Below are 17,785 nucleotides of genomic sequence, written 5' to 3' on the forward strand. Positions count from 1 at the left end.
GGAGTGCACATCATGGCGCAATGGATGGAGCTGGAGGAACCCCTGAGAACCCGGGAGCCGGCGCCGCAATGGACGGCATTCCTCGAATTGGGATTTCGGCCGCTGTACCTGCTTGGCTGCCTCTGGGCCGCGCTGTCGGTGGCGCTGTGGGTCCATGCTCCGCAGTGGATCGCGGGGCGCATGCCCGGCGTGTTCTGGCATGCGCACGAGATGCTGTGGGCCTTCGTGGCCACCATCGCCGTAGGCTTTCTGTTCACGGCGGGCAGCAACTGGACGGGACGCAATCCGCTGCAGGGCCGGGCGCTGGGCGCGCTGTGCCTGCTGTGGCTGACCGCCCGTGCGGGCTTTCTGCTGCCCGGGCCGCAGGCCTTTGCCGTGGCTGCGCTGTGCGAGACCGCCTTCTTCGCCTGGGCCGCGCTGGCGCTGGGCCGCGCCATCCATGCCGCGCGCAGCCGGCGCAACTACGGTCTGCCCCTGCTGCTGGCCGGCCTGGGCGCGGCCGACGCGCTGTACCTGTGGTCCATCTGGCAGGGCGACTACGGCGCGCTGATGCAGCGCTTCAACGCAGGCCTGCTGTGCATGGCCGTGATTGCGCTGCTGATCGCGCGGCGCGTGATCCCCTTCTTCGCCATGCGCGCCGTGTCCGGCCTGCAGATCCCCATGCACGCGGCCAGCGGCCCGTGGCAACTGGGTGCGGGCGTGGTGGCCATCGCCTGCCTGCTGGCGGGCTGGTGGCCGGGCCTGGCCGCCGGCCTGGCCGTGGCGGGCCTGATCGCCCTGTGGCAGGTGCTGGCCTGGAAGCCCCAGGCCGTGCGCCGCGTGCCGCTGCTGTGGATTCTCTACCTGGGCCACGCGGCGCTGGGTGCGGGCCTGCTGGTGGCCGGCGCGCATGCGGCCGGATGGGTGCTGCGCCCCGCCTGGCCCGTGCATGTGATCGGTGCGGGTGGCTTTGCCCTGCTCATCATCGGCATGTGCACACGGACGTCGATGGGCCACCTGGGCCTGCCGCTGCGCACCGACCGCAGCATGGTCGCCGCCTATGCCCTGGTCATTGCCGCTGCCGTGCTGCGCCTGGCGGCCCTGCTGCCCACGGCGCTGTCGCTGGCGGCGCTGCATGCCTCGGCCGCTGCCTGGGTATTGGCCTTTGCGCTGTACCTGTGGCGTTTCGCCTCGCTGCTGGTGCGCCCGCGTGCCGACCGGCAGGCATGATCGCAGGCCTGCCATGCGCCTGACCCTGATGACCGACTACGCGCTGCGCCTGCTCATGCATGTGGCGAGCCACCCCGGGCGGCTGTGCACGATTGCCGAGATCGCCCAGGCCCATGCCATCTCCGAAGCCCACCTCATGAAGGTCACGCACCAGTTGGCGCTGCGCGGCTGGATCGTCACCGTGCGCGGCAAGGGCGGCGGCATGCGCCTGGCCCATGCGCCGGCCGACATCGGCCTGGGCGACGTGGTGCGCGGCATGGAGCCGGACCTTGCCATCGTCGAATGCTTCACGGGCACCAGCCCACCTGCCTGCACGCTTGTGCAGGACTGCCGGCTGGCCGGCGTGCTGGGCGGGGCGCTGGACAGCTTCCTGGCCCATCTGGACGGCTTCACGCTGGCCGATCTGCTGCCGGCTCCCGCATCCCTGCCGCTGCCCCTGCCGCACAGGAGGCGCGCATGAGCTACGGCCTGCTGCTGACCCTGCACCTGCTGGCTGCCATCGCCTTCGCGGGTACGGTGTTCTTTGAAGTGGTGTTGCTGGCCGGGGCGCGCCGCCACCTGCCCGCCATCGTGGCGCGCGCCACCGAGCAGGCGCTGGGCGACCGAGCGGTGGCCGTCATGCCCTGGGTGCTGCTGGTGCTGTACGGCGCGGGGCTGGGTCTGGCCTGGCAGCATCGCGCGGCACTGGCTGCAGCCTTTGCCGCTCCGCTGGCCAGCAGCTTCGGCCTGCTGCTGGCGCTCAAGATCGGGCTGGCGCTCAGCGTGTTCGGACATTTCCTGGCAGCCATGTGGTGGCGCCGGCGCGGTGTGCTGGGCGGGCGCCGCTCGCACCGCCTGCACCTGAGCGTGTTCTGCCACGTGCTGGCTATCGTGCTGCTGGCCAAGGCCATGTTCTACCTGCATTGGTAATGGACCCGCGCGGTCCCGGCCCGTGTCAACCGCGTTAAGCTCGCTGCTCGCATGGCTTGGAGCACGGGAGCGCAGAGGTGGCATCGCATTGGCAGCCGGGCTTGATCGCCCTGCACGGTAATCAGACGGAGGTGCTGGCCGATACGGTGCTGGCATGGCTGGCTGCGCACCCGCTGGACGTGCTGGAGCCGGAGGTGGTGCTGGTGCAGAGCAACGGCATGGCCGAGTGGTTCAAGATGCGCATGGCCGAGCAGCTGGGCGTGTGCGCAGCCGCGCGCGTGGAACTGCCCGCGCGCTTTGTCTGGCGCAGCTACCGCCAGGTGCTGGGCCGCCAGGCCGTGCCGCGCGAATCGCCGCTGGACAAGACACCCATGACCTGGCGGCTCATGCGCCTGCTGCCGCAGTGCCTGCATGACCCGGCCTTCGCCCCCATTGCAGGCTTTCTGCGCCCCGGCGAGCCCGAGCGGCTGCTGCAGTTGGCCCAGCGCCTGGCCGACCTTTTTGACCAATACCAGATCTACCGCGCCGACTGGCTGGATGCCTGGGAGGCAGGCAGCGACCTGCTGCCCATGCCTTTGCGTCCCGCAGTTCCCGAGATGCCTGTGCCCGAGGGCCAGCTGTGGCAGCCGCGCCTGTGGCGCGCCGTGCTGGCCGAGCTGGACGAGGACCAGCGCGGCGCCACGCGCGCGCGCCTGCAGGGCCGGGTGCTGGCCGCGCTGCAGTCGGGCGAAGCGCCGGCCGCGCCGCTGGCGCGCCGCGTGGTGGTGTTCGGCATCAGCCAGCTGCCGCTGAGCCTGCTGGAGTTCCTGGCCGCCATTGCCCGCCACAGCCAGGTGCTGCTGGCCGTGCCCAATCCCTGCCGCTTCCATTGGGCCGACGCCATCGACGGGCGCGAGCTGCTGCGCATGGCGCGGCGCCGCCAGCCGCTGCGCGGCGGCCGCGACCTGGCGCAGCTGCCGCTGGAGGCCATGCATGCCCACGCCCATCCGCTGCTGGCCGCCTGGGGTCGTCAAAGCCGCGACTATGTGCGCCAGCTCGACGCCTTCGACACCACGGGTGCCGCAGCCCAGCTGCAGATGCCGCGCGTGGACCTGTTCGACGAAACCGATGCCGAGGACCTGCGCACCGCGCCGCTGCTGGCCCAGGTGCAGCAGCGCATCCGCGACCTGGTGCCGCTGGCCGAGCACCCGCCGCTGGAGGTGGCGCGGGCCGACCGCTCCATCGTCTTTCACAGCGCCCACAGCGTGGTGCGCGAGCTGGAAGTGCTGCACGACCAGCTGCTGCAGATGCTGGCCCGGCCCCCGGATCCTGAGCAGCCGGGGCAGGCACCGCTGGCACCGCTGGCACCGCGTGACGTCGTAGTCATGCTGCCGTCCATAGAGACCGCCGCGCCCTCGATACGCGCCGTGTTCGGCCAGTACGGCAGGCATGATCCGCGCCACATTCCCTTTGACATTGCCGACCTGGGCGCACGCGCCAGCAGCCCGCTGGCCGTGGCCCTGCAATGGCTGCTGCGCCTGCCGCAGCAGCGCTGCCGGCTCAGCGAGCTGTGCGACCTGCTGGACGTCCCAGCGATTGCCGCGCGCATGGGTCTGGCGGCCGACGACCTGCCCCAGCTCACGCGCTGGATGGCCGGGGCCGGCATCCGCTGGGGACTCAATGCGCCGCAGCGCGGCGCCCTGGGCCTGCAGGCCTGCGGCGAGCACAACAGCGCCTGGTTCGGCCTGCAGCGCATGCTGCTGGGCTATGCCAGCGGCGTGGCGCAGGACGGCCAGGCCTTCGGCGGCATCGAGCCCTATGACGAGGTGGGCGGCCTGTCGGCCGAGCTGGCCGGCGTGCTGGCCGCGCTGCTGGAGCGCATGCTGGCGTGGTGGCGCGAGGCCGAGCAGCCCGCCATGCCCGAGGCCTGGGCGCAGCGCTTTCGCGCGCTGCTGCAGGACTTCTTCAAGGCGCAGGACGATGAGGACGAGGCCATGCTGGCCGCACTGGACGCCGCCCTCACGGACTGGCAGCGCGCCTGCGAGCAGGCCGGCTATGCGCAGGCCGTGGAACTGGGCGTGGCCCAGGAGGCCTGGATGCAGGCGCTGGAGCAGCCCTCGCTGTCGCAGCGCTTTCGGGCCGGTGGCGTGACCTTTTGCACGCTGATGCCCATGCGCGCCATTCCCTTCGAGGTGGTCTGCCTGCTGGGCATGAACGATGGCGACTATCCGCGCCGCGCCACGCGCAGCGACTTCGACCTGATGGCGCTGCCCGGCCAGCAGCGCCCCGGCGACCGCGCGCGCCGCGACGATGACCGCCAGCTCATGCTCGAAGCCCTGCTGTCTGCGCGCCGCGCGCTCTACATCAGCTGGACCGGCCACCATGTGCGCGACAACAGCGAGCAGCCGCCCTCGGTCCTGGTCTCCCAGCTGCGCGACTACCTGGAGGCCGGCTGGCGCGGCGAAGGCTGCCAGCCGCTGCTGGCGCAGCGCACGCAGCAGCACCCGCTGCAGCCCTTCAGCCGCCGCTATTTCGAAGAAGGTTCGCCCTGGACCACGTATGCGCGCGAATGGCGGGCCGCGCATGCGCAGTCTGACGGCACGGACGCGTTGCCTGCGCTGCCCGCGCAGCCGCGCCCGCCCTTTGTCCCCGACGCCTCGGCGCCGCTGACGCTGGCCCGGCTCACCGATTTCCTGCGCCACCCGGCGCGCGCCTACCTGCGCCAGCGCCTGCAGGTGCGCTTCGAGCAGGAGGACAACCCGGTCGTGGACGAGGAGTTGTTCCAGCTCGACGGCCTGACCGAATACCTGCTGGTGCAGCAGTTGCAGCAGCAGGTGGCGGCCGGCCTGTCCGAGCCCGGGCAGGCGCCCCAGGCCATGGAAGACAGTGTGCGAGCGGCCGTGGCGCGCCTCACGCGCTCGGGGCGGCTGCCGCTGGCGGGGCTGGGCGAGCGCGGCGCGCGGGCGCTGCAGTCCTCGGTCACGCCTTCGCTGCGGGCCTGGCGCCAGCAACTGGATCGGTATGCCCATCCCGCGCCGCGCAGGCGGCTGCTGATCGAGGACGATGGCCTGGTGTTCGACGACTGGATCGACGGGCTGCGCCAGTCCTGCGAAACCGAAGAGCCCCCCGAGGCGGACGACGCACAGTGCTGGCTGCTGCTGGACCCGCGCAACCTGCTCAATGCCAAGGGCCGGCCCCATGCCGACAAGCTCATGCCGGTCTACCTGCGCAGCCTGGCGCTGGCCGCCAGCGGCTCGCAGGCCGAGTTGCGCGTGGTGGCGCGCGACGGCCTGGTGCAGGTCCTGCCCATGGACCCTTCCGAAGCGCTGGCACGGCTGCGTGCATTGATGGCCCTGTGGCGCGAAGGCCAGAACGGTCCGCTGCCCCTGCCGCTGCGCAGCGGCCTGGCCATGGCCGAAGGCCTTCCCGCTGCGGCACAGCAGGCCTATGAGGGCGGCCATCTGGTCGGCGGCGAAGGCGAGGACCCGTCCTGGGCCCGCTGCTATCCCGATTTCGAGGCCTTGGTCGCCGATGGGCGCTTCGAGGCACTGGCCCATGCCGTCCACGCGCCGCTGCTCGACTGGGTGGCCGCGCAGGTGCAGGTCCAGCCCTACCAGGCGGATGCACCATGAGCACCAGCGAAGTGACCGGCGGCGTGACCAGCCATGTGCTCGACGCACAGCGTTTTCCGCTGTGGGGCAGCCGCCTGATCGAGGCCAGCGCCGGCACCGGCAAGACCTGGACCATCGCTGCGCTCTACCTGCGCCTGGTGCTGGGGCATGGCGAGGGCAGCCTGGACGGCATCAGCAGCACGGCCTTCGAGCGCCCGCTGATGCCGCCCGATATCCTCGTCATGACCTTCACGCGCGCGGCCACGCGCGAGCTGTCTGATCGCATACGCAGGCGCCTGATCGAGGCCGTGCAGTGCTTTCGTGGCGAGGCCGAACCTGCGCCCCACGACGGCTTCCTGCACGCGCTGCGCGAGGCCTACCCTGAAGGCGCGGCCCGTGAACGAGCGGCCTGGCGCCTGGCCATGGCGGCTGAATGCATGGACGACGCGGCCATCCACACCATCGACGCCTGGTGCCAGCGCATGCTGCGCGAGCATGCCTTCGACAGCGGCAACCTCTTCGACGAAACGCTGGAGCCTGACGAAAGCCAGCGACAGACCGAGGCCGCGCAGGACTACTGGCGCCAGCAGTGCTACCCGCTGTCCGACGAACTGCTGGACGAGGCCCTGAAGATCTGGCCCCACGTCGATGCCCTGGTCGAAGACATGCGTGCCCTGCTGCGCGAGCCCCCCGTGCCCGGTGCGGGCGAGGGCAGCCTGGCCGACTGCCTGCAGCGCGCCATGGAACAGCGCCGCAGCCGCCTGCTGGCCCTGGCGGCCGGCTGGGACGACAAGGCCCAGCGCCTGCAGCGGTGGTTGGATGGACAGCTCGACGGGCAGGGCGCGTTGTGGGACAAGCGCAAGCTGCAGCCCGCGCGCTACACCGGCTGGCTGGCCGCGCTGGCCGACTGGTCGCGCGCCCCGCTGGACGGTCCGCTGGCGCTGACCGAGGCCGCGCGCCACCGCCTCAGCCCCGAGGGCCTGGCCGAGGCCTTCAAGGGATCGGCCGGCGATGTGCTCATGCCGCTGGAGCTGGCCGAGCTGCAGGCGCTGCTGGTGCAGCTGGAGCAATTGCCGCCCGTCAGCGTGGCCGTGCGCCTGCATGCGGCCGCGCGCGTGGCGCAGCGGCTGGCCCACCTCAAGCGCCAGGCCGGCAGCTTCGGCTTTGCCGACATGCTGCAGCGCCTGGACACGGCCCTGGCCGGCGACAACGGCACCGTGCTGCGCGAGCGCATCCTGGCCCAGTACCCGGTGGCGCTGATCGATGAATTCCAGGACACCTCGCCGCTGCAGTACCGCCTGTTCGACCAGATCTACCGCACGGCGGCCAACGACCCGCACAGCGCCCTGCTGCTGATCGGCGACCCCAAGCAGTCCATCTACGGCTTTCGCGGCGCCGACATCCACAGCTACCTGCAGGCGCGCCGCGCCACCGAGGGGCGCCACTACGTGCTGGGCACCAACTACCGCTCCACCGAGGCGCTGGTGGGCGCCGTCAACCATTGGTTCGCGCAGGCCGAGCAGCGCCCGGGCGAGGGCGCCTTCATGTTCCGGCGCGGCAGCCACAACCCGCTGCCGTTCGAGCCCGTGGCCGCCCAGGGGCGCAGCGAGCAACTGCACACGCGCGACGGCGCCATGCCCGCCCTCACCGTGGCCTGGAGCGCGGGCCGTGACGAGGACACCGGCATCCCCCTGCCTTTGTCGGCCGACGAGGTACGGCGGCGCTTTGCGGCCCATTGCGCCGAGCAGATCGTGCAGTGGCTGGCCGACCCGCAGGCCGGCTTTGTGCAGCCCGATGGCCGCCTTGTGCGCCTGCGGCCTGCCGACATCGCCGTGCTGGTGCGCACGGGCCGAGAGGCGGCCGCCGTGCGCCGAGAACTGCAGGCACGCGCCGTGGCCTCGGTCTACCTGTCGGACCAGGATTCGGTGTTCGCCAGCGATGAGGCCCATGACCTGCTGTACTGGCTGCGCGCCGTCGCCGCGCCGCTGGATGCCCAGGCCGTGCGCGCGGGCCTGGCCACGCGGCTCATCGGCCTGTCGCTGGACGAGCTGGCCTGGCTGGCCGCCGACGAGGAAGCCTTTGACGTGCGCAGCGAGCAGCTGCGCGAACTGCACAGCATCTGGCTGCGCCTGGGCGTGCTGGCCATGCTGCGCCAGACCCTGTACCGGCTGGACCTGCCCGTGCGCTGGCTGCAGGACCCGGCCATGGGCGGCGAGCGGCGCCTGACCAACTACCTGCACCTGGCCGAGCTGCTGCAGACCGCCAGCGCCCAGCTGGAGGGCGAGCAGGCCCTGATCCGCTGGCTGGCCACCCAGATCGAGACGCCGGGCAGCGGAAGCGAAGAGCAGGTGGTGCGCCTGGAAAGCGATGCCGACCTGGTCAAGCTCGTCACCGTGCACAAGAGCAAGGGCCTGGAGTACCCGCTGGTCTGCCTGCCGTTTGCGGGCAGCTTCCGCCCCATGGAACGGGCCAGAACGCCGTTCCTGACCCTGTCCGCGCAGGACGAGTCGCAAGACGACGCGGCTCCGGCCCGCCGATTGCTGCTGGACTTCAGCGACGAGGAGCTTGCCCAGGCCGACCGCGAGCGGCTGCGCGAGGACCTGCGCCTGTTCTACGTGGCGCTCACCCGCCCGCGCCATGCGCTGTGGCTGGGCCTGGCCCCGCTCAAGCGCGGCAACGGCAAGGCCTGCGTGAACGAGCAGGGCGCAGCCGGCTACCTGCTGGGCGGCACCGAGCCGCGCTCGGCCCAGGGCTGGCGCGACGGCCTGCAGCAGCTGTGCGGCGAAGACCCGCACATGGCCTGGCGCGACCTGGATGCCGTGCCACTGCAGCGCACGCGCTGGCAGCCCCCGGCCGGCGCCACGCCGCTGCACGATGCCCCGGCCTACGACGCGCGCTTCGACACCCGCTGGGGCATCGGCAGCTTCTCTGCCCTGGTGCGCGCCATGGCCGCGCCCAGCCTGCCCGTGCTGCCCGTGGCCGTGCAGCGCCCGGCCGAGGATGAGCAGGCGCTGGAGCCGCCGCCATCGCCGGAACTGGCGGACATTGCCGGCCTGGCCGGCCTGGCCGGCCTGGCGGGCCTGCAGCCCCTGCAGAATGGACCGGCTGGCGGGCCTGCGGTCTGGCACCGCTTTTTGCGCGGCCCCGTGGTCGGCAACTTCGTGCACGACCAGCTGGAATGGCTGGGCGGCGAAGACTTTGCCCTGCCCGTGGACGGCCAGGGTGCGCTCGCTGATCGCCTGGTGCGCCGCTGCGAGCGCGCGGGCCGGGGCGAGCAGGCGCGCGACCTGCTGGCCTGGCTCACGGCCGTGGTCCACCAGCCGCTGGCGCCGCTGGATGTGACGCTGGCCACGCTGGGGCCGCAACTGTCCGAGATGGAGTTCTGGCTGCCCGCGCGCCAGCTGCCGGCCGAGCGCATCGACCAGCTGTGCCGGCGCTTCATCCTGCCGGGGCAGGAGCGGCCCGCGCTGCCCCAGCGCTCGCTGCACGGCATGCTCATGGGCTTTGCCGACCTGGTGTTCTGCCACGAGGGCCGCTACTGGGTGCTTGACTACAAGAGCAACCACCTGGGCCCGGACGGCACCGCCTACGGCCAGGAGGCCTTGGCCCGCGCCATGCTCCACCACCGCTACGACGTGCAGGCCGCGCTCTACCTGCTGGCCCTGCACCGGCTGCTGCGCAGCCGGCTGGGCACGGCCTACGAGCCGCAGCGCCAACTGGGCGGTGCGCTGTACTACTTTCTGCGCGGCATCGATGGCCCGGCCGGTGGCATGCATGCCATGGCGCCCGAGCTGCCCTTGCTTGATGCGCTCGATGAACTGCTCGGTCCCGGCCGCGCCAACGCGGAGGAACTGCCATGAGCCCGCGCCCCCGTTCGCGCACCATCGATACGGCCACGCTGGACCTGTTCGATGAACGGCCGGGCGGCGAACCGCCGGGCGACGACTCGCCGGGCGCCGTGCCGCCAGACACCAATGAAGTGCTGGCCCTGCTGCGCCGCTGGGCCGACGCGGGCCTGCTGCGCCGGCTGGATGCGGCGCTGGCTTCCTTCGTCGCCGGGCAGGATGCACAGGCCGGGCCCGCCTTGCTGGTGGCCGCCGCGCTGCTGGCGCAGATGGAGGGGCGCGGCCACAGCTGCCTGCCCCTGGCGCCGCTGGCCGGCCACCCCAACGACGTGCTGGCCTGGCCGGCCGATGCGCTGCCCGCGCAGCAGGCCCTGTGGCAGATGCTGCCTGCGCGCCTGTCCGGCTGGGTTGCGGCGCTGAGCGCCAGCCCCGTGGTGCGCGTGGTGCACGGGGAGCAGGTAGATGGACAGGATGGCAGCGAGGACCTCGGCCAGCCCCTGGTGCTGGCCGGCGCAGACGGCCCCGCGCCGCTGCTGTACCTGCGCCGCTACTGGGACTACGAACGCGCCGTGGCCGCCCACGTCATCCAGCGCACGGCGGCGCAGGCCGTGGCCGGCCAGCCGCTGGACGAAGCCCTGGCCCGCCACTGGCTGGACCGCCTGTTCCCGCCTGCGGCGGACGGTGGCGCCGTGGACTGGCAGAAGCTGGCCTGCGCGCTGGCGCTGCGCGGCCGGCTGTCGGTGATCACGGGCGGCCCCGGCACCGGCAAGACCTATACCGCCGCACGGCTGCTGGCCCTGCTGTTTGCCACGGCGCCCGATGCCGGCCAGTTGCGCGTGGCCCTGGCCGCCCCCACGGGCAAGGCGGCTGCGCGGCTGAAGCAATCGATCGACGGGGCCTTGCTGCAATTGCAGGGCAGCATGGGCGGCGAGATCGACCTGGCGGGCCTGGTGCAGCGCATGGGTGCGGCGCGCACCCTGCACTCCATGCTGGGCGCGCGGCCCGATACGCGGCACTGGGGATTCCATGCAGGGCGGCAGCTGGACGTGGACGTGCTCATCGTCGATGAGGCCTCCATGGTCCACCTGGAGATGATGGCGGCGCTGCTGGAGGCACTGCCGGCCGGCGCCCGCCTGGTGCTGCTGGGCGACAAGGACCAACTGGCTTCGGTGGAGGCGGGCGCCGTGCTGGGCGACCTGTGCCGCGATGCCCAGGCCGGGCGCTACCTGCCCGACACGCTGGACTACGCACTGCGCGTGGCGGGCCAGCGGCTGCCGCCGCAGTTCGCGGCGCCCGACGGCGATCGTGCGCCAGCGCTGGCGCAGCACACCGTCATGCTGCGCGAGAGCCGGCGCTTCGGCGGCCCCATCGGCCAGCTGGCACACGCCGTGAATGCCGGTGAGGCGGTGAAGGCCCAGGCCCTGCTCGATGCCGGCACGCAAGCCGGCGCCGGTTCCGAGCTGTGGGAACGCCATGGCGGCGGCGTGCACGCCGTGACCGAACTGGCCGTGCACGGGCGCGGCGGTCTTGCCAGCTATGCCCTCTATGCCCAGGCGCTGCAGGGCCGGCCGGATGCGGCCGGCGCCGACGAGGCAGCGCACCGCGCCTGGGTGGTCGCTGTGCTGCAGGCCTTCGAGCGCTTCCGGCTGCTGTGCGCCGTGCGCGAGGGCGATTGGGGCGTGTCCGGCCTCAACCGCGCGGTGGAGCAGGCCCTGGATGCGCAGGGCGTGATCCGCCGGGGCGGCGAATGGTATGCGGGCCGTCCCGTCATGGTCACGCGCAACGACGCGCAGCTGGGCGTGTTCAACGGCGACATCGGCATTGCGCTGCCGGGAGCGCACCAGGGGCAGCCAGGGCAACTGCTGCGCGTCTACTTCCTGCAGGGCGACGAATTGCGCTCGGTCGGCGTCAGCCGCATGGCCCATGTGGAGACCGCCTTCGCCATGACGGTGCACAAAAGCCAGGGCTCGGAGTTCGAGCACACCGCCCTGGTGCTGCCCTCGCGCGGCGGCAGCGTGCTGGGGCGCGAGCTGGTCTACACCGGCATCACGCGCGCCCGCCAGGCCTTCTCGCTGTTCTCCGAGGTGCCGGGCCTGCTGGCCTCGGCCGTTGGCAGCCCCACGCAGCGCGCCAGCGGGCTGCTGCGCTGGCTGCAGGAGTGAGTGAAGGCCCCGCGCCTCAGGCCGGGGTCTTGTCGCTGGCGTAGCGGGCCATCATCAGCGCCGTATTGGTCTTGCGGTCGGCATTGACCTGCTGCACCGTGGGCCGCTCGGCCATGCGTGCCAGGTACTCGCGCACGGGCAGGTCGGCCAGAACGTCGCGCCCGCCAACGATCTTGCTGGCCGCGCTGACCAGGGGCAGGTGGACGATGGCGCAGCAGTCGGCCAGCGTGAAGCTGTCGCCCGCCACAAAGGGGGAGAAACGCGCGAGTTTGGCGAAGGCCGCCACGTTCTTGTCGAGCTGGGCCAGCGTGCGCTCCCGGGTGGAGTCGCTGACCTGGCCGCCGAAGAAAGCCTGCGGGTAGAGGATGCGCGCCACCAGCTCCAGGTGCAGGTCCAGGTACACGCACAGCTCGCGCACCTTGGCGGCCTCGAAGGCGTCGGCCGGCAGCAGGGCCGGCGAGGGCGACAGCGTCTCCACGTACTCGACCATGGCGGCCGACTCGCACAGGCCCCGGCCGTCGTCGATGCGCAGGTAGGGCACCTTGCCCAGCGGAGAAAGCGCCATGTCGGTCTCTCCCAGCCAGGCCAGTTCCTCGTTGAAGGGCAGCTGCTTTTCCAGCAGGGCCAGCTTGACCTTGTTGTAGTAGTTGCTGGCCGCGAATCCGCACAGGGTGAGCATGGGTGTCTCCTAGGGTGTTGGTGAGGGCTGGGGGATGCGCCTGCGATGGTAGGGGCGGGCAGGGCCTGGCGGGGTCACGGACATGACGTCCTGGGGCAGACCCCTAGAATGGCGCCATGCCGCTTCGCCTGCCCTCCACCTTGGCTGCCTGCGCCCGCTGGGCGCTGGGCCTGTGGCTGTGCGTGGCGCTGGCATCGGCGTTTGCGCCGCTGGCGCGCGCCTCGGGCTGGGAGCGCCTGTGCTCGGCCGCTGGCGAATCGGTCTGGGTGCCCTCGCCAGCCGGTCAGGACAATGCCCTGGCCGGCAGCCACGGCATCGACTGCCCGCTGTGCCTGCCCCCGCTGGCGCCGCCGCCCGCCCGGTGCAGTGCGGCCCCGGCACCGCTGGTGGCAGATGCGCAGCCACGGGCGCACCCGGCCTCCGTCCACAGCGTGGCCATGCCGGCCCTGCCCCAGGCCCGCGCCCCGCCCCGGTGACTCCCGGATTCACTCCCGCTTCCTTCGCTTGGCCAACCCTTTTTGCAAGGCACGAAGACCGTGCCGCAATGCATTGAAATTTCTGGAGAAACCGTGATGACACTGCGTCAATGGACCACCCCTTTCCTGATCGCCGCCTCCCTGTCCATGGGCCTGGCCCATGCCCATGCCGATGCGGCCCATGTCAAGGCCGACGCCGCCTGGGCGCGTGCCAGCGTGCCGGGCCAGCAGGCCACGGGCGCCTTCATGCGCCTGACGGCCGAGGAGCCGCTGCGCCTGGTGGGCGTGGAGTCGCCCGCCGCCGGCGTGGCCGAGGTGCATGAAATGAAGATGGAAGGCGATGTGATGCGCATGCGCGCCATCGACGGCCTGGACCTGCCCAAGGGCGTGGCCGTGGATCTGAAGCCCGGCGGCTACCACGTCATGCTGCAGCAGCTCAAGAGCCCGCTGCTCAAGGACAGCCAGGTACCCATCACCCTGGTGTTCAAGGACGCCAAGGGCGAGACCTCGCGCCTGAGCCTGCAGGTCCCCGTGCGCGCCATGGCGCCCGGCGCAGGTGCGGCATCGGCTGCGCAGGGCGGTGCGCATGGCGGACACGGCGGACATGCCGGCCACTCCCACTGAGCTTTTTGTCATCCACCGGGTTTGTGCGCAGCGGGCCGTGCATGACTTGCGATGGACTTGGCGTGTGCCTGGGTTAAGCTGAGCGCATGGCCGGTGTGCTTCACCGGCATGTTCTTCCAACCCAGTCCTAGCGAGTGCTGCCATGAGTGATGCGTCCTCCTTCGGTTTCGGCAAGTTCATCCCCGGTTTCGACTTCCTGCAGGGCCTGGCCCAGAGTGCAGGATCGGCCACCGCCCGGCCCCTGGGGCGCCTGCCCGAATGGGTGGCGCCCACGGTGAGCATCGAAGAGGTGGACAAGCGCATCACCGAACTCAAGGCCGTGCAGTTCTGGCTCGACCAGAACGGCAAGGCGCTGGCCGCCACCATCCAGGCCCTGGAAGTGCAGCGCATGACGCTGTCCACCTTGCAGGGCATGAACGTCAGCATGGGCGAGCTGGCGCAGGCCTTCCAGTTCCCTGCAGCCGCAACCGCCGCAGCCACCGCCGCGGCCAAGGGCGCCGCCAGCGCGGGGCAGGGCGACCTTTCGGACTGGCCCATGTCCTCGGCCGCCAACCGGGCGAGCAAGAAGGAAAAGCCGCAGCCCGAGCCCGCACAGGCCGCTGCCGCGCCGCCTGCAGCCCCCGAGGCGGCCAAGGCCGCCGACAGACCCGCAGCCGCGGAGACTGCGGCGCCCAAGGACGAGTCCGCCCAGGCCGCCGCCATGGGCCAGGCCATGCAGTGGTGGGGCGCGTTGACCCAGCAATTCCAGCAGATCGCCGCCAAGGCCATGGCCGAGCCCATGGCCCCGGAGGCCGTGGCGGCCGTGGCGGCCGCACAGCGCGCCACCGGCATGGCCGGGGACCTGGCCAAGGCCACCATGGACCGCATGGCGGCACAGGCCAGCGCCTTTGCTGCGCAGGCGGGCAAGGCGGCGGCGGTCTCCCCTGCCAAGGCGCCGTCCGCAAAGCCGGCGGCCAAGGCTGCGGTGCAGGCCGAAGCCCCCAGGACCGCTGCCAAGGCTCCCGCCAAAGCGGCTGCCAGGAAAACCGCTGCAAAGGCTGGAGCCAAGGCGCCGGCCGCCAGCAAGCCGGCAGCCAAGAGCCGGCCGGCGCGTTGACCGATCGGGCCGGACCCATGGATGCGCAAGGCCCCAGCCACCCGCAAGCCGGGTGCTGGCAGGGCTAGAAAGAAGGTTGGTATGTCGTTGTTTCCTGTAGGCCATGCCAGCCATTCCGACTGGCGCGCCGCGGCCGACGCGGTGCTGCAGCAGCTGCGCTTGCAGATGGCCGGGCCCGGCCACGCGCAGCGGCCCCGTCTGGGACTGGTGTACCTGTCCCATGCGCATGCCGCCCACGCACGGCCGCTGCTGCAGCATCTGGCCAGGGCCCTGCCCCATGTGGCGGACTGGGCCGGCTGCTCGGCCGGCGGCGTTCTGGCCATGTCGCATGAGTACCTTTCAGGAACCGCGCTCGCGGTGATGCTGCTGGATGTACCGGCCGCCCACTACCGCCTGTATTCGGGCCTGGCGCCCCTGCATGCGCCTGGCGGCGAGGCCGGCTTCACGGCCCATTCGGCCCTGGTCCATGCCGCAGGCGGCCAGCCCGAGCTGGCCGAGCTGCTGTACGAGCTGTCCGAGCGCACCGAGTCCGGCCTGCTGTTCGGCGGCGTGGGCGATGACGGGGAAGATGGCGTGGAGGGCGTGCAGATCGCCTGCCGCACCGAGGATCTGCATGCGCAGCATGCGGACGCGCGCGGCATTTTTCGTGGTGGCTTTTCAGGCGTGGCCTTCGGTGCCGGCGTGCCCTGCATCACGGGCATGGCCCAGGGCTGCGTGCCGCTGGGCGAGGGGCTGGAGATCACCGAGGCGCGCGGGGCCCTGGTCACCGGGCTCGATGGCGATCCGGCCCTGCAGCGCCTGCTGCAACTGCTGGGCGTGGAGCTGGAAGGCAGCGACTGGCAGCCCGCGCTGACCACGGTCCGCACCACGCTGGCGGCCATTGCGCCGCCGGGCCGGGGCCTGGCCCACGGCGTGCTGACCGAAGAGGCCCAGGTGCTGACCCTGGTTGGCCTGGACCCGCTGCGCCAGGGCGTCGCCCTGTCATCGGCCGTGGAGGCCGGGCATTCGGTGATCTTCTGCCGCCGCCAGGCCCAGGTCGCGCGCCAGGAACTGCTGCAACTGGGCGCTGCGCTGCGCGATGCGGCGGAGCCCGAGGAGGCGGCGCCCGAAGGCGAGGCACAGCCCCGCATCCGTGGCGCCATCTACATCAGTTGCCGGGGCCGCGGCGGCGGCCTGTTCGGCGGCCCCGATGCCGAACTGCGCACCCTGCGCCACGCACTGGGCGATGTGCCATTGATCGGCTTCGTCGCCGAAGCCGAGATCATGGACGCCCGCCTGCACCGCTTCGCCGGGGTGTTGACGGTGTTCACTGCCTAGGCGTCGTACACGCCGTACACGCCGTCCGCACCTCAGACCGCGCGCGGGCGCACCGTGCCTGCGCTGCGATCCGGGTCCATGGCTACGGCTCCCAGAAAATCGAAATCCACGGCTGGCTGCCTGCCGCTGACCAGGTCGGCCAGCGCCATGCCGGAGCCGCAGGCATGGGTCCAGCCCAGCGTGCCGTGGCCGGTGTTCAGGAACAGGTTGGCGATGGGCGAGCGTCCGATCAGCGGCACATTGCTGGGCGTGGCGGGGCGCAGGCCGCTCCAGAACTGGGCGCGCCCGGTATCGCCGGCGCCGGGGAACAGCTGCTGCACGCGCCGCACGATGGCCTCGCAACGCACGGGGTCCAGGTTGCGGTCGTAGCCGTTGAACTCGGCCGTGCCCGCAATGCGCAGGCGGTCGCCTTGCGCGCCCGTGTAGCGCGAGAACACCAGCTTGAACTCGTCGTCCGTGAGGCTGACCTGGTAGGCCTTGGCGGGGTCCAGCACCGGCAGGGTCACGGAGTAGCCCTTGGCCGGGTAGATGGGCAGGCGCAACCCCAGCGGCTGGGCCAGCAGCGGGCTGAACGAGCCCATGGCCAGCACATAGGCGTCGCCCTGGATGCGTTCATAGCGGCCATCGGCATTGGTCACCTCCACATGGTCGATATGGCGGCTGGCGCCCGCACCCGTGGTGCGCAGCGCCGTCACGTGGTGGCTCTGGCGGAACTGCACGCCCGTGGCGGCGGCGATGCGCGCCAGCTCGCGTGTGAAGAGGTTGGCGTCGCCTGATTCATCCTCGGCCGTATAGGTGGCGCCCGCTATCTGCCCGCGCACATGGGCCAGGGCCGGCTCCAGGCGCACGGCTTCGTCGGCATCGATCAGGCGGCGGTCGCAGCCCAGGGCCTGCATCTGCTCGGTGGGCTTGAGCGCGCCCTCGAACTCGCGGGCGTTCGTATAGAAGTGCAGGATGCCCTGCGTGCGCTGCTCGTACTGGATGCCGGTGTCGGCACGCAGCTGCTGCAGGGCCTCGCGGCTGTAGGTGCCCAGGCGAACGATCTGCTGGATGTTGTGGCGCGTGCGCGCGGGCGTGCAGTTGCGCAGGAAGGACAGGCCCCAGAGCCACTGGCGCATGTCGGCGCGCAGGCGGAAGAGCAGGGGGGCGTCCTGCCGGCCCAGCCAGCCCAGCAACTTCAGCGGTGCGCCGGGGTTGGCCCAGGGCTCCGCGTGGCTGACCGAGATCTGCCCGCCGTTGGCGAAGCTGGTTTCGGCGCCGGGCGCGGCCTGGCGGTCGATGACGGTCACTTCATGACCGAGGGATTGCAGATAGTAGGCCGACGTGGTGCCGATCAGGCCGGCTCCGAGAACGATGACGCGCATGACGATGCCCTTTCAAAGGCATGTGCCGGGTCACGCGAAAGCTGGCTGCTATGGTCTGGATAGCAGGCAGCCGGCGTCCGTCGTGACGCAGCTGCCGCTCCCCCTGTCCTTGGTACCTGAGAGATTCACCGCCGTCCATGGGAACGGGGCTTGCTCCTTCGGTGCGCCGCACATTGCGTGCGGCGGCTCTCCAGACGGCATGTTGTGTTTGCAGTACGGAACCTGAGCGTGTATGGGAGTTTGCGCCTTCGGTGAGGCTCGGCACCGTGGCGCCCGCCTGCTCTCCTGCAGGGGCGATTCTATGGGGCTTGCGCAGCCAGCTCCAGTCGTATTGGGGATACCACCAGTTACCTGTATGTGGTGTGGCTGATTCAGGGTATTCCCTAGATCGCTCAAGCGCCTCCCTCGTAGCGCTGGTACGAGTCTCTGGCTTCATGTAAAAAAACTATTGAAATAGAAAAAAACATGATTTAGCCTATCGATATGTGCAGTGGTTTGTCAGTGCATGTTCTGG

General features: G+C 71.3%; 12 protein-coding genes and 1 riboswitch. Of the genes, 10 read left to right on the top strand and 2 right to left on the bottom strand.

Features of this window, described 5'->3' with window-relative positions; genetic code table 11:
• Window positions 1–12: 12 nt before the first annotated feature.
• From U6958_RS04325 to recD, 6 genes are all read left to right on the top strand, one after another.
• A complete protein-coding gene (locus tag U6958_RS04325) occupies window positions 13–1,209 on the top strand; it encodes an NnrS family protein (protein ID WP_074922691.1) in 1,197 nt (398 codons plus the stop codon).
• 13 nt (window positions 1,210–1,222) lie between these two features.
• Entirely contained in the window at window positions 1,223–1,669 is a 447-nt protein-coding gene (locus U6958_RS04330) for an Rrf2 family transcriptional regulator (RefSeq protein ID WP_074922639.1), read from the top strand.
• Window positions 1,666–2,118: a CopD family copper resistance protein gene (locus U6958_RS04335; RefSeq protein ID WP_016450400.1), complete on the top strand. Its 453-nt coding sequence runs from the start codon at window positions 1,666–1,668 to the stop codon at window positions 2,116–2,118. Before U6958_RS04330 ends, U6958_RS04335 begins: the two co-directional genes overlap by 4 nt.
• 77 nt (window positions 2,119–2,195) lie before the next feature.
• On the top strand, window positions 2,196–5,729 hold the full coding sequence (gene recC, locus U6958_RS04340) for an exodeoxyribonuclease V subunit gamma (protein ID WP_074922642.1): 3,534 nt from the start codon (window positions 2,196–2,198) through the stop codon (window positions 5,727–5,729).
• Window positions 5,726–9,568: an exodeoxyribonuclease V subunit beta gene (recB, locus tag U6958_RS04345; RefSeq protein WP_074922645.1), complete on the top strand. Its 3,843-nt coding sequence runs from the start codon at window positions 5,726–5,728 to the stop codon at window positions 9,566–9,568. Before recC ends, recB begins: the two co-directional genes overlap by 4 nt.
• Window positions 9,565–11,715, top strand: a complete 2,151-nt coding sequence (gene recD / locus U6958_RS04350) for an exodeoxyribonuclease V subunit alpha (RefSeq protein ID WP_082774947.1) — start codon at window positions 9,565–9,567, stop codon at window positions 11,713–11,715. The genes recB and recD overlap by 4 nt, the downstream gene beginning before the upstream one ends.
• Before the next feature lie 16 nt (window positions 11,716–11,731).
• Here recD and U6958_RS04355 read toward each other — a convergent pair whose 3' ends face one another.
• Complete coding sequence (locus U6958_RS04355) at window positions 11,732–12,394, bottom strand: glutathione S-transferase family protein (protein ID WP_016450404.1); 663 nt, start codon at window positions 12,392–12,394, stop codon at window positions 11,732–11,734.
• A gap of 116 nt (window positions 12,395–12,510) precedes the next feature.
• Here U6958_RS04355 and U6958_RS04360 point away from each other — a divergent pair, with 116 nt between their 5' ends.
• The 4 genes from U6958_RS04360 to U6958_RS04375 all read left to right on the top strand — a co-directional run bounded on the left by U6958_RS04360 (window position 12,511) and on the right by U6958_RS04375 (window position 15,907).
• A complete protein-coding gene (locus tag U6958_RS04360) occupies window positions 12,511–12,870 on the top strand; it encodes a hypothetical protein (RefSeq protein WP_047219492.1) in 360 nt (119 codons plus the stop codon).
• Between the two features lie 96 nt (window positions 12,871–12,966).
• A complete protein-coding gene (locus U6958_RS04365) occupies window positions 12,967–13,494 on the top strand; it encodes a copper chaperone PCu(A)C (protein ID WP_016450406.1) in 528 nt (175 codons plus the stop codon).
• Between the two features lie 142 nt (window positions 13,495–13,636).
• Complete coding sequence (locus U6958_RS04370; protein ID WP_074922648.1) at window positions 13,637–14,590, top strand: PhaM family polyhydroxyalkanoate granule multifunctional regulatory protein; 954 nt, start codon at window positions 13,637–13,639, stop codon at window positions 14,588–14,590.
• A gap of 81 nt (window positions 14,591–14,671) precedes the next feature.
• Complete coding sequence (locus U6958_RS04375) at window positions 14,672–15,907, top strand: FIST N-terminal domain-containing protein (RefSeq protein ID WP_016450408.1); 1,236 nt, start codon at window positions 14,672–14,674, stop codon at window positions 15,905–15,907.
• Window positions 15,908–15,939: 32 nt separating this feature from the next.
• On the opposite strand, the gene U6958_RS04380 is transcribed toward U6958_RS04375, so the two are convergent.
• A complete protein-coding gene (locus tag U6958_RS04380; RefSeq protein WP_074922651.1) occupies window positions 15,940–17,271 on the bottom strand; it encodes a D-amino acid dehydrogenase in 1,332 nt (443 codons plus the stop codon).
• Between the two features lie 93 nt (window positions 17,272–17,364).
• Window positions 17,365–17,475: riboswitch (glycine riboswitch) on the bottom strand.
• Window positions 17,476–17,785: the final 310 nt, after the last annotated feature.

The organism is Delftia lacustris (assembly GCF_040267515.1).
Taxonomy (GTDB): Bacteria; Pseudomonadota; Gammaproteobacteria; order Burkholderiales; family Burkholderiaceae_C; genus Comamonas; species Comamonas tsuruhatensis.

Coding starts and splice junctions, on each gene's coding strand:
- U6958_RS04355 (WP_016450404.1), bottom strand. CDS start 12,394: ATGCTCACCCTGTGCGGATTCGCGGCCAGCAACTACTACAACAAGGTC.
- U6958_RS04365 (WP_016450406.1), top strand. CDS start 12,967: ATGACACTGCGTCAATGGACCACCCCTTTCCTGATCGCCGCCTCCCTG.
- recD (WP_082774947.1), top strand. CDS start 9,565: ATGAGCCCGCGCCCCCGTTCGCGCACCATCGATACGGCCACGCTGGAC.
- U6958_RS04380 (WP_074922651.1), bottom strand. CDS start 17,271: ATGCGCGTCATCGTTCTCGGAGCCGGCCTGATCGGCACCACGTCGGCC.
- U6958_RS04330 (WP_074922639.1), top strand. CDS start 1,223: ATGCGCCTGACCCTGATGACCGACTACGCGCTGCGCCTGCTCATGCAT.
- U6958_RS04370 (WP_074922648.1), top strand. CDS start 13,637: ATGAGTGATGCGTCCTCCTTCGGTTTCGGCAAGTTCATCCCCGGTTTC.
- U6958_RS04375 (WP_016450408.1), top strand. CDS start 14,672: ATGTCGTTGTTTCCTGTAGGCCATGCCAGCCATTCCGACTGGCGCGCC.
- recB (WP_074922645.1), top strand. CDS start 5,726: ATGAGCACCAGCGAAGTGACCGGCGGCGTGACCAGCCATGTGCTCGAC.
- U6958_RS04335 (WP_016450400.1), top strand. CDS start 1,666: ATGAGCTACGGCCTGCTGCTGACCCTGCACCTGCTGGCTGCCATCGCC.
- U6958_RS04360 (WP_047219492.1), top strand. CDS start 12,511: ATGCCGCTTCGCCTGCCCTCCACCTTGGCTGCCTGCGCCCGCTGGGCG.
- U6958_RS04325 (WP_074922691.1), top strand. CDS start 13: ATGGCGCAATGGATGGAGCTGGAGGAACCCCTGAGAACCCGGGAGCCG.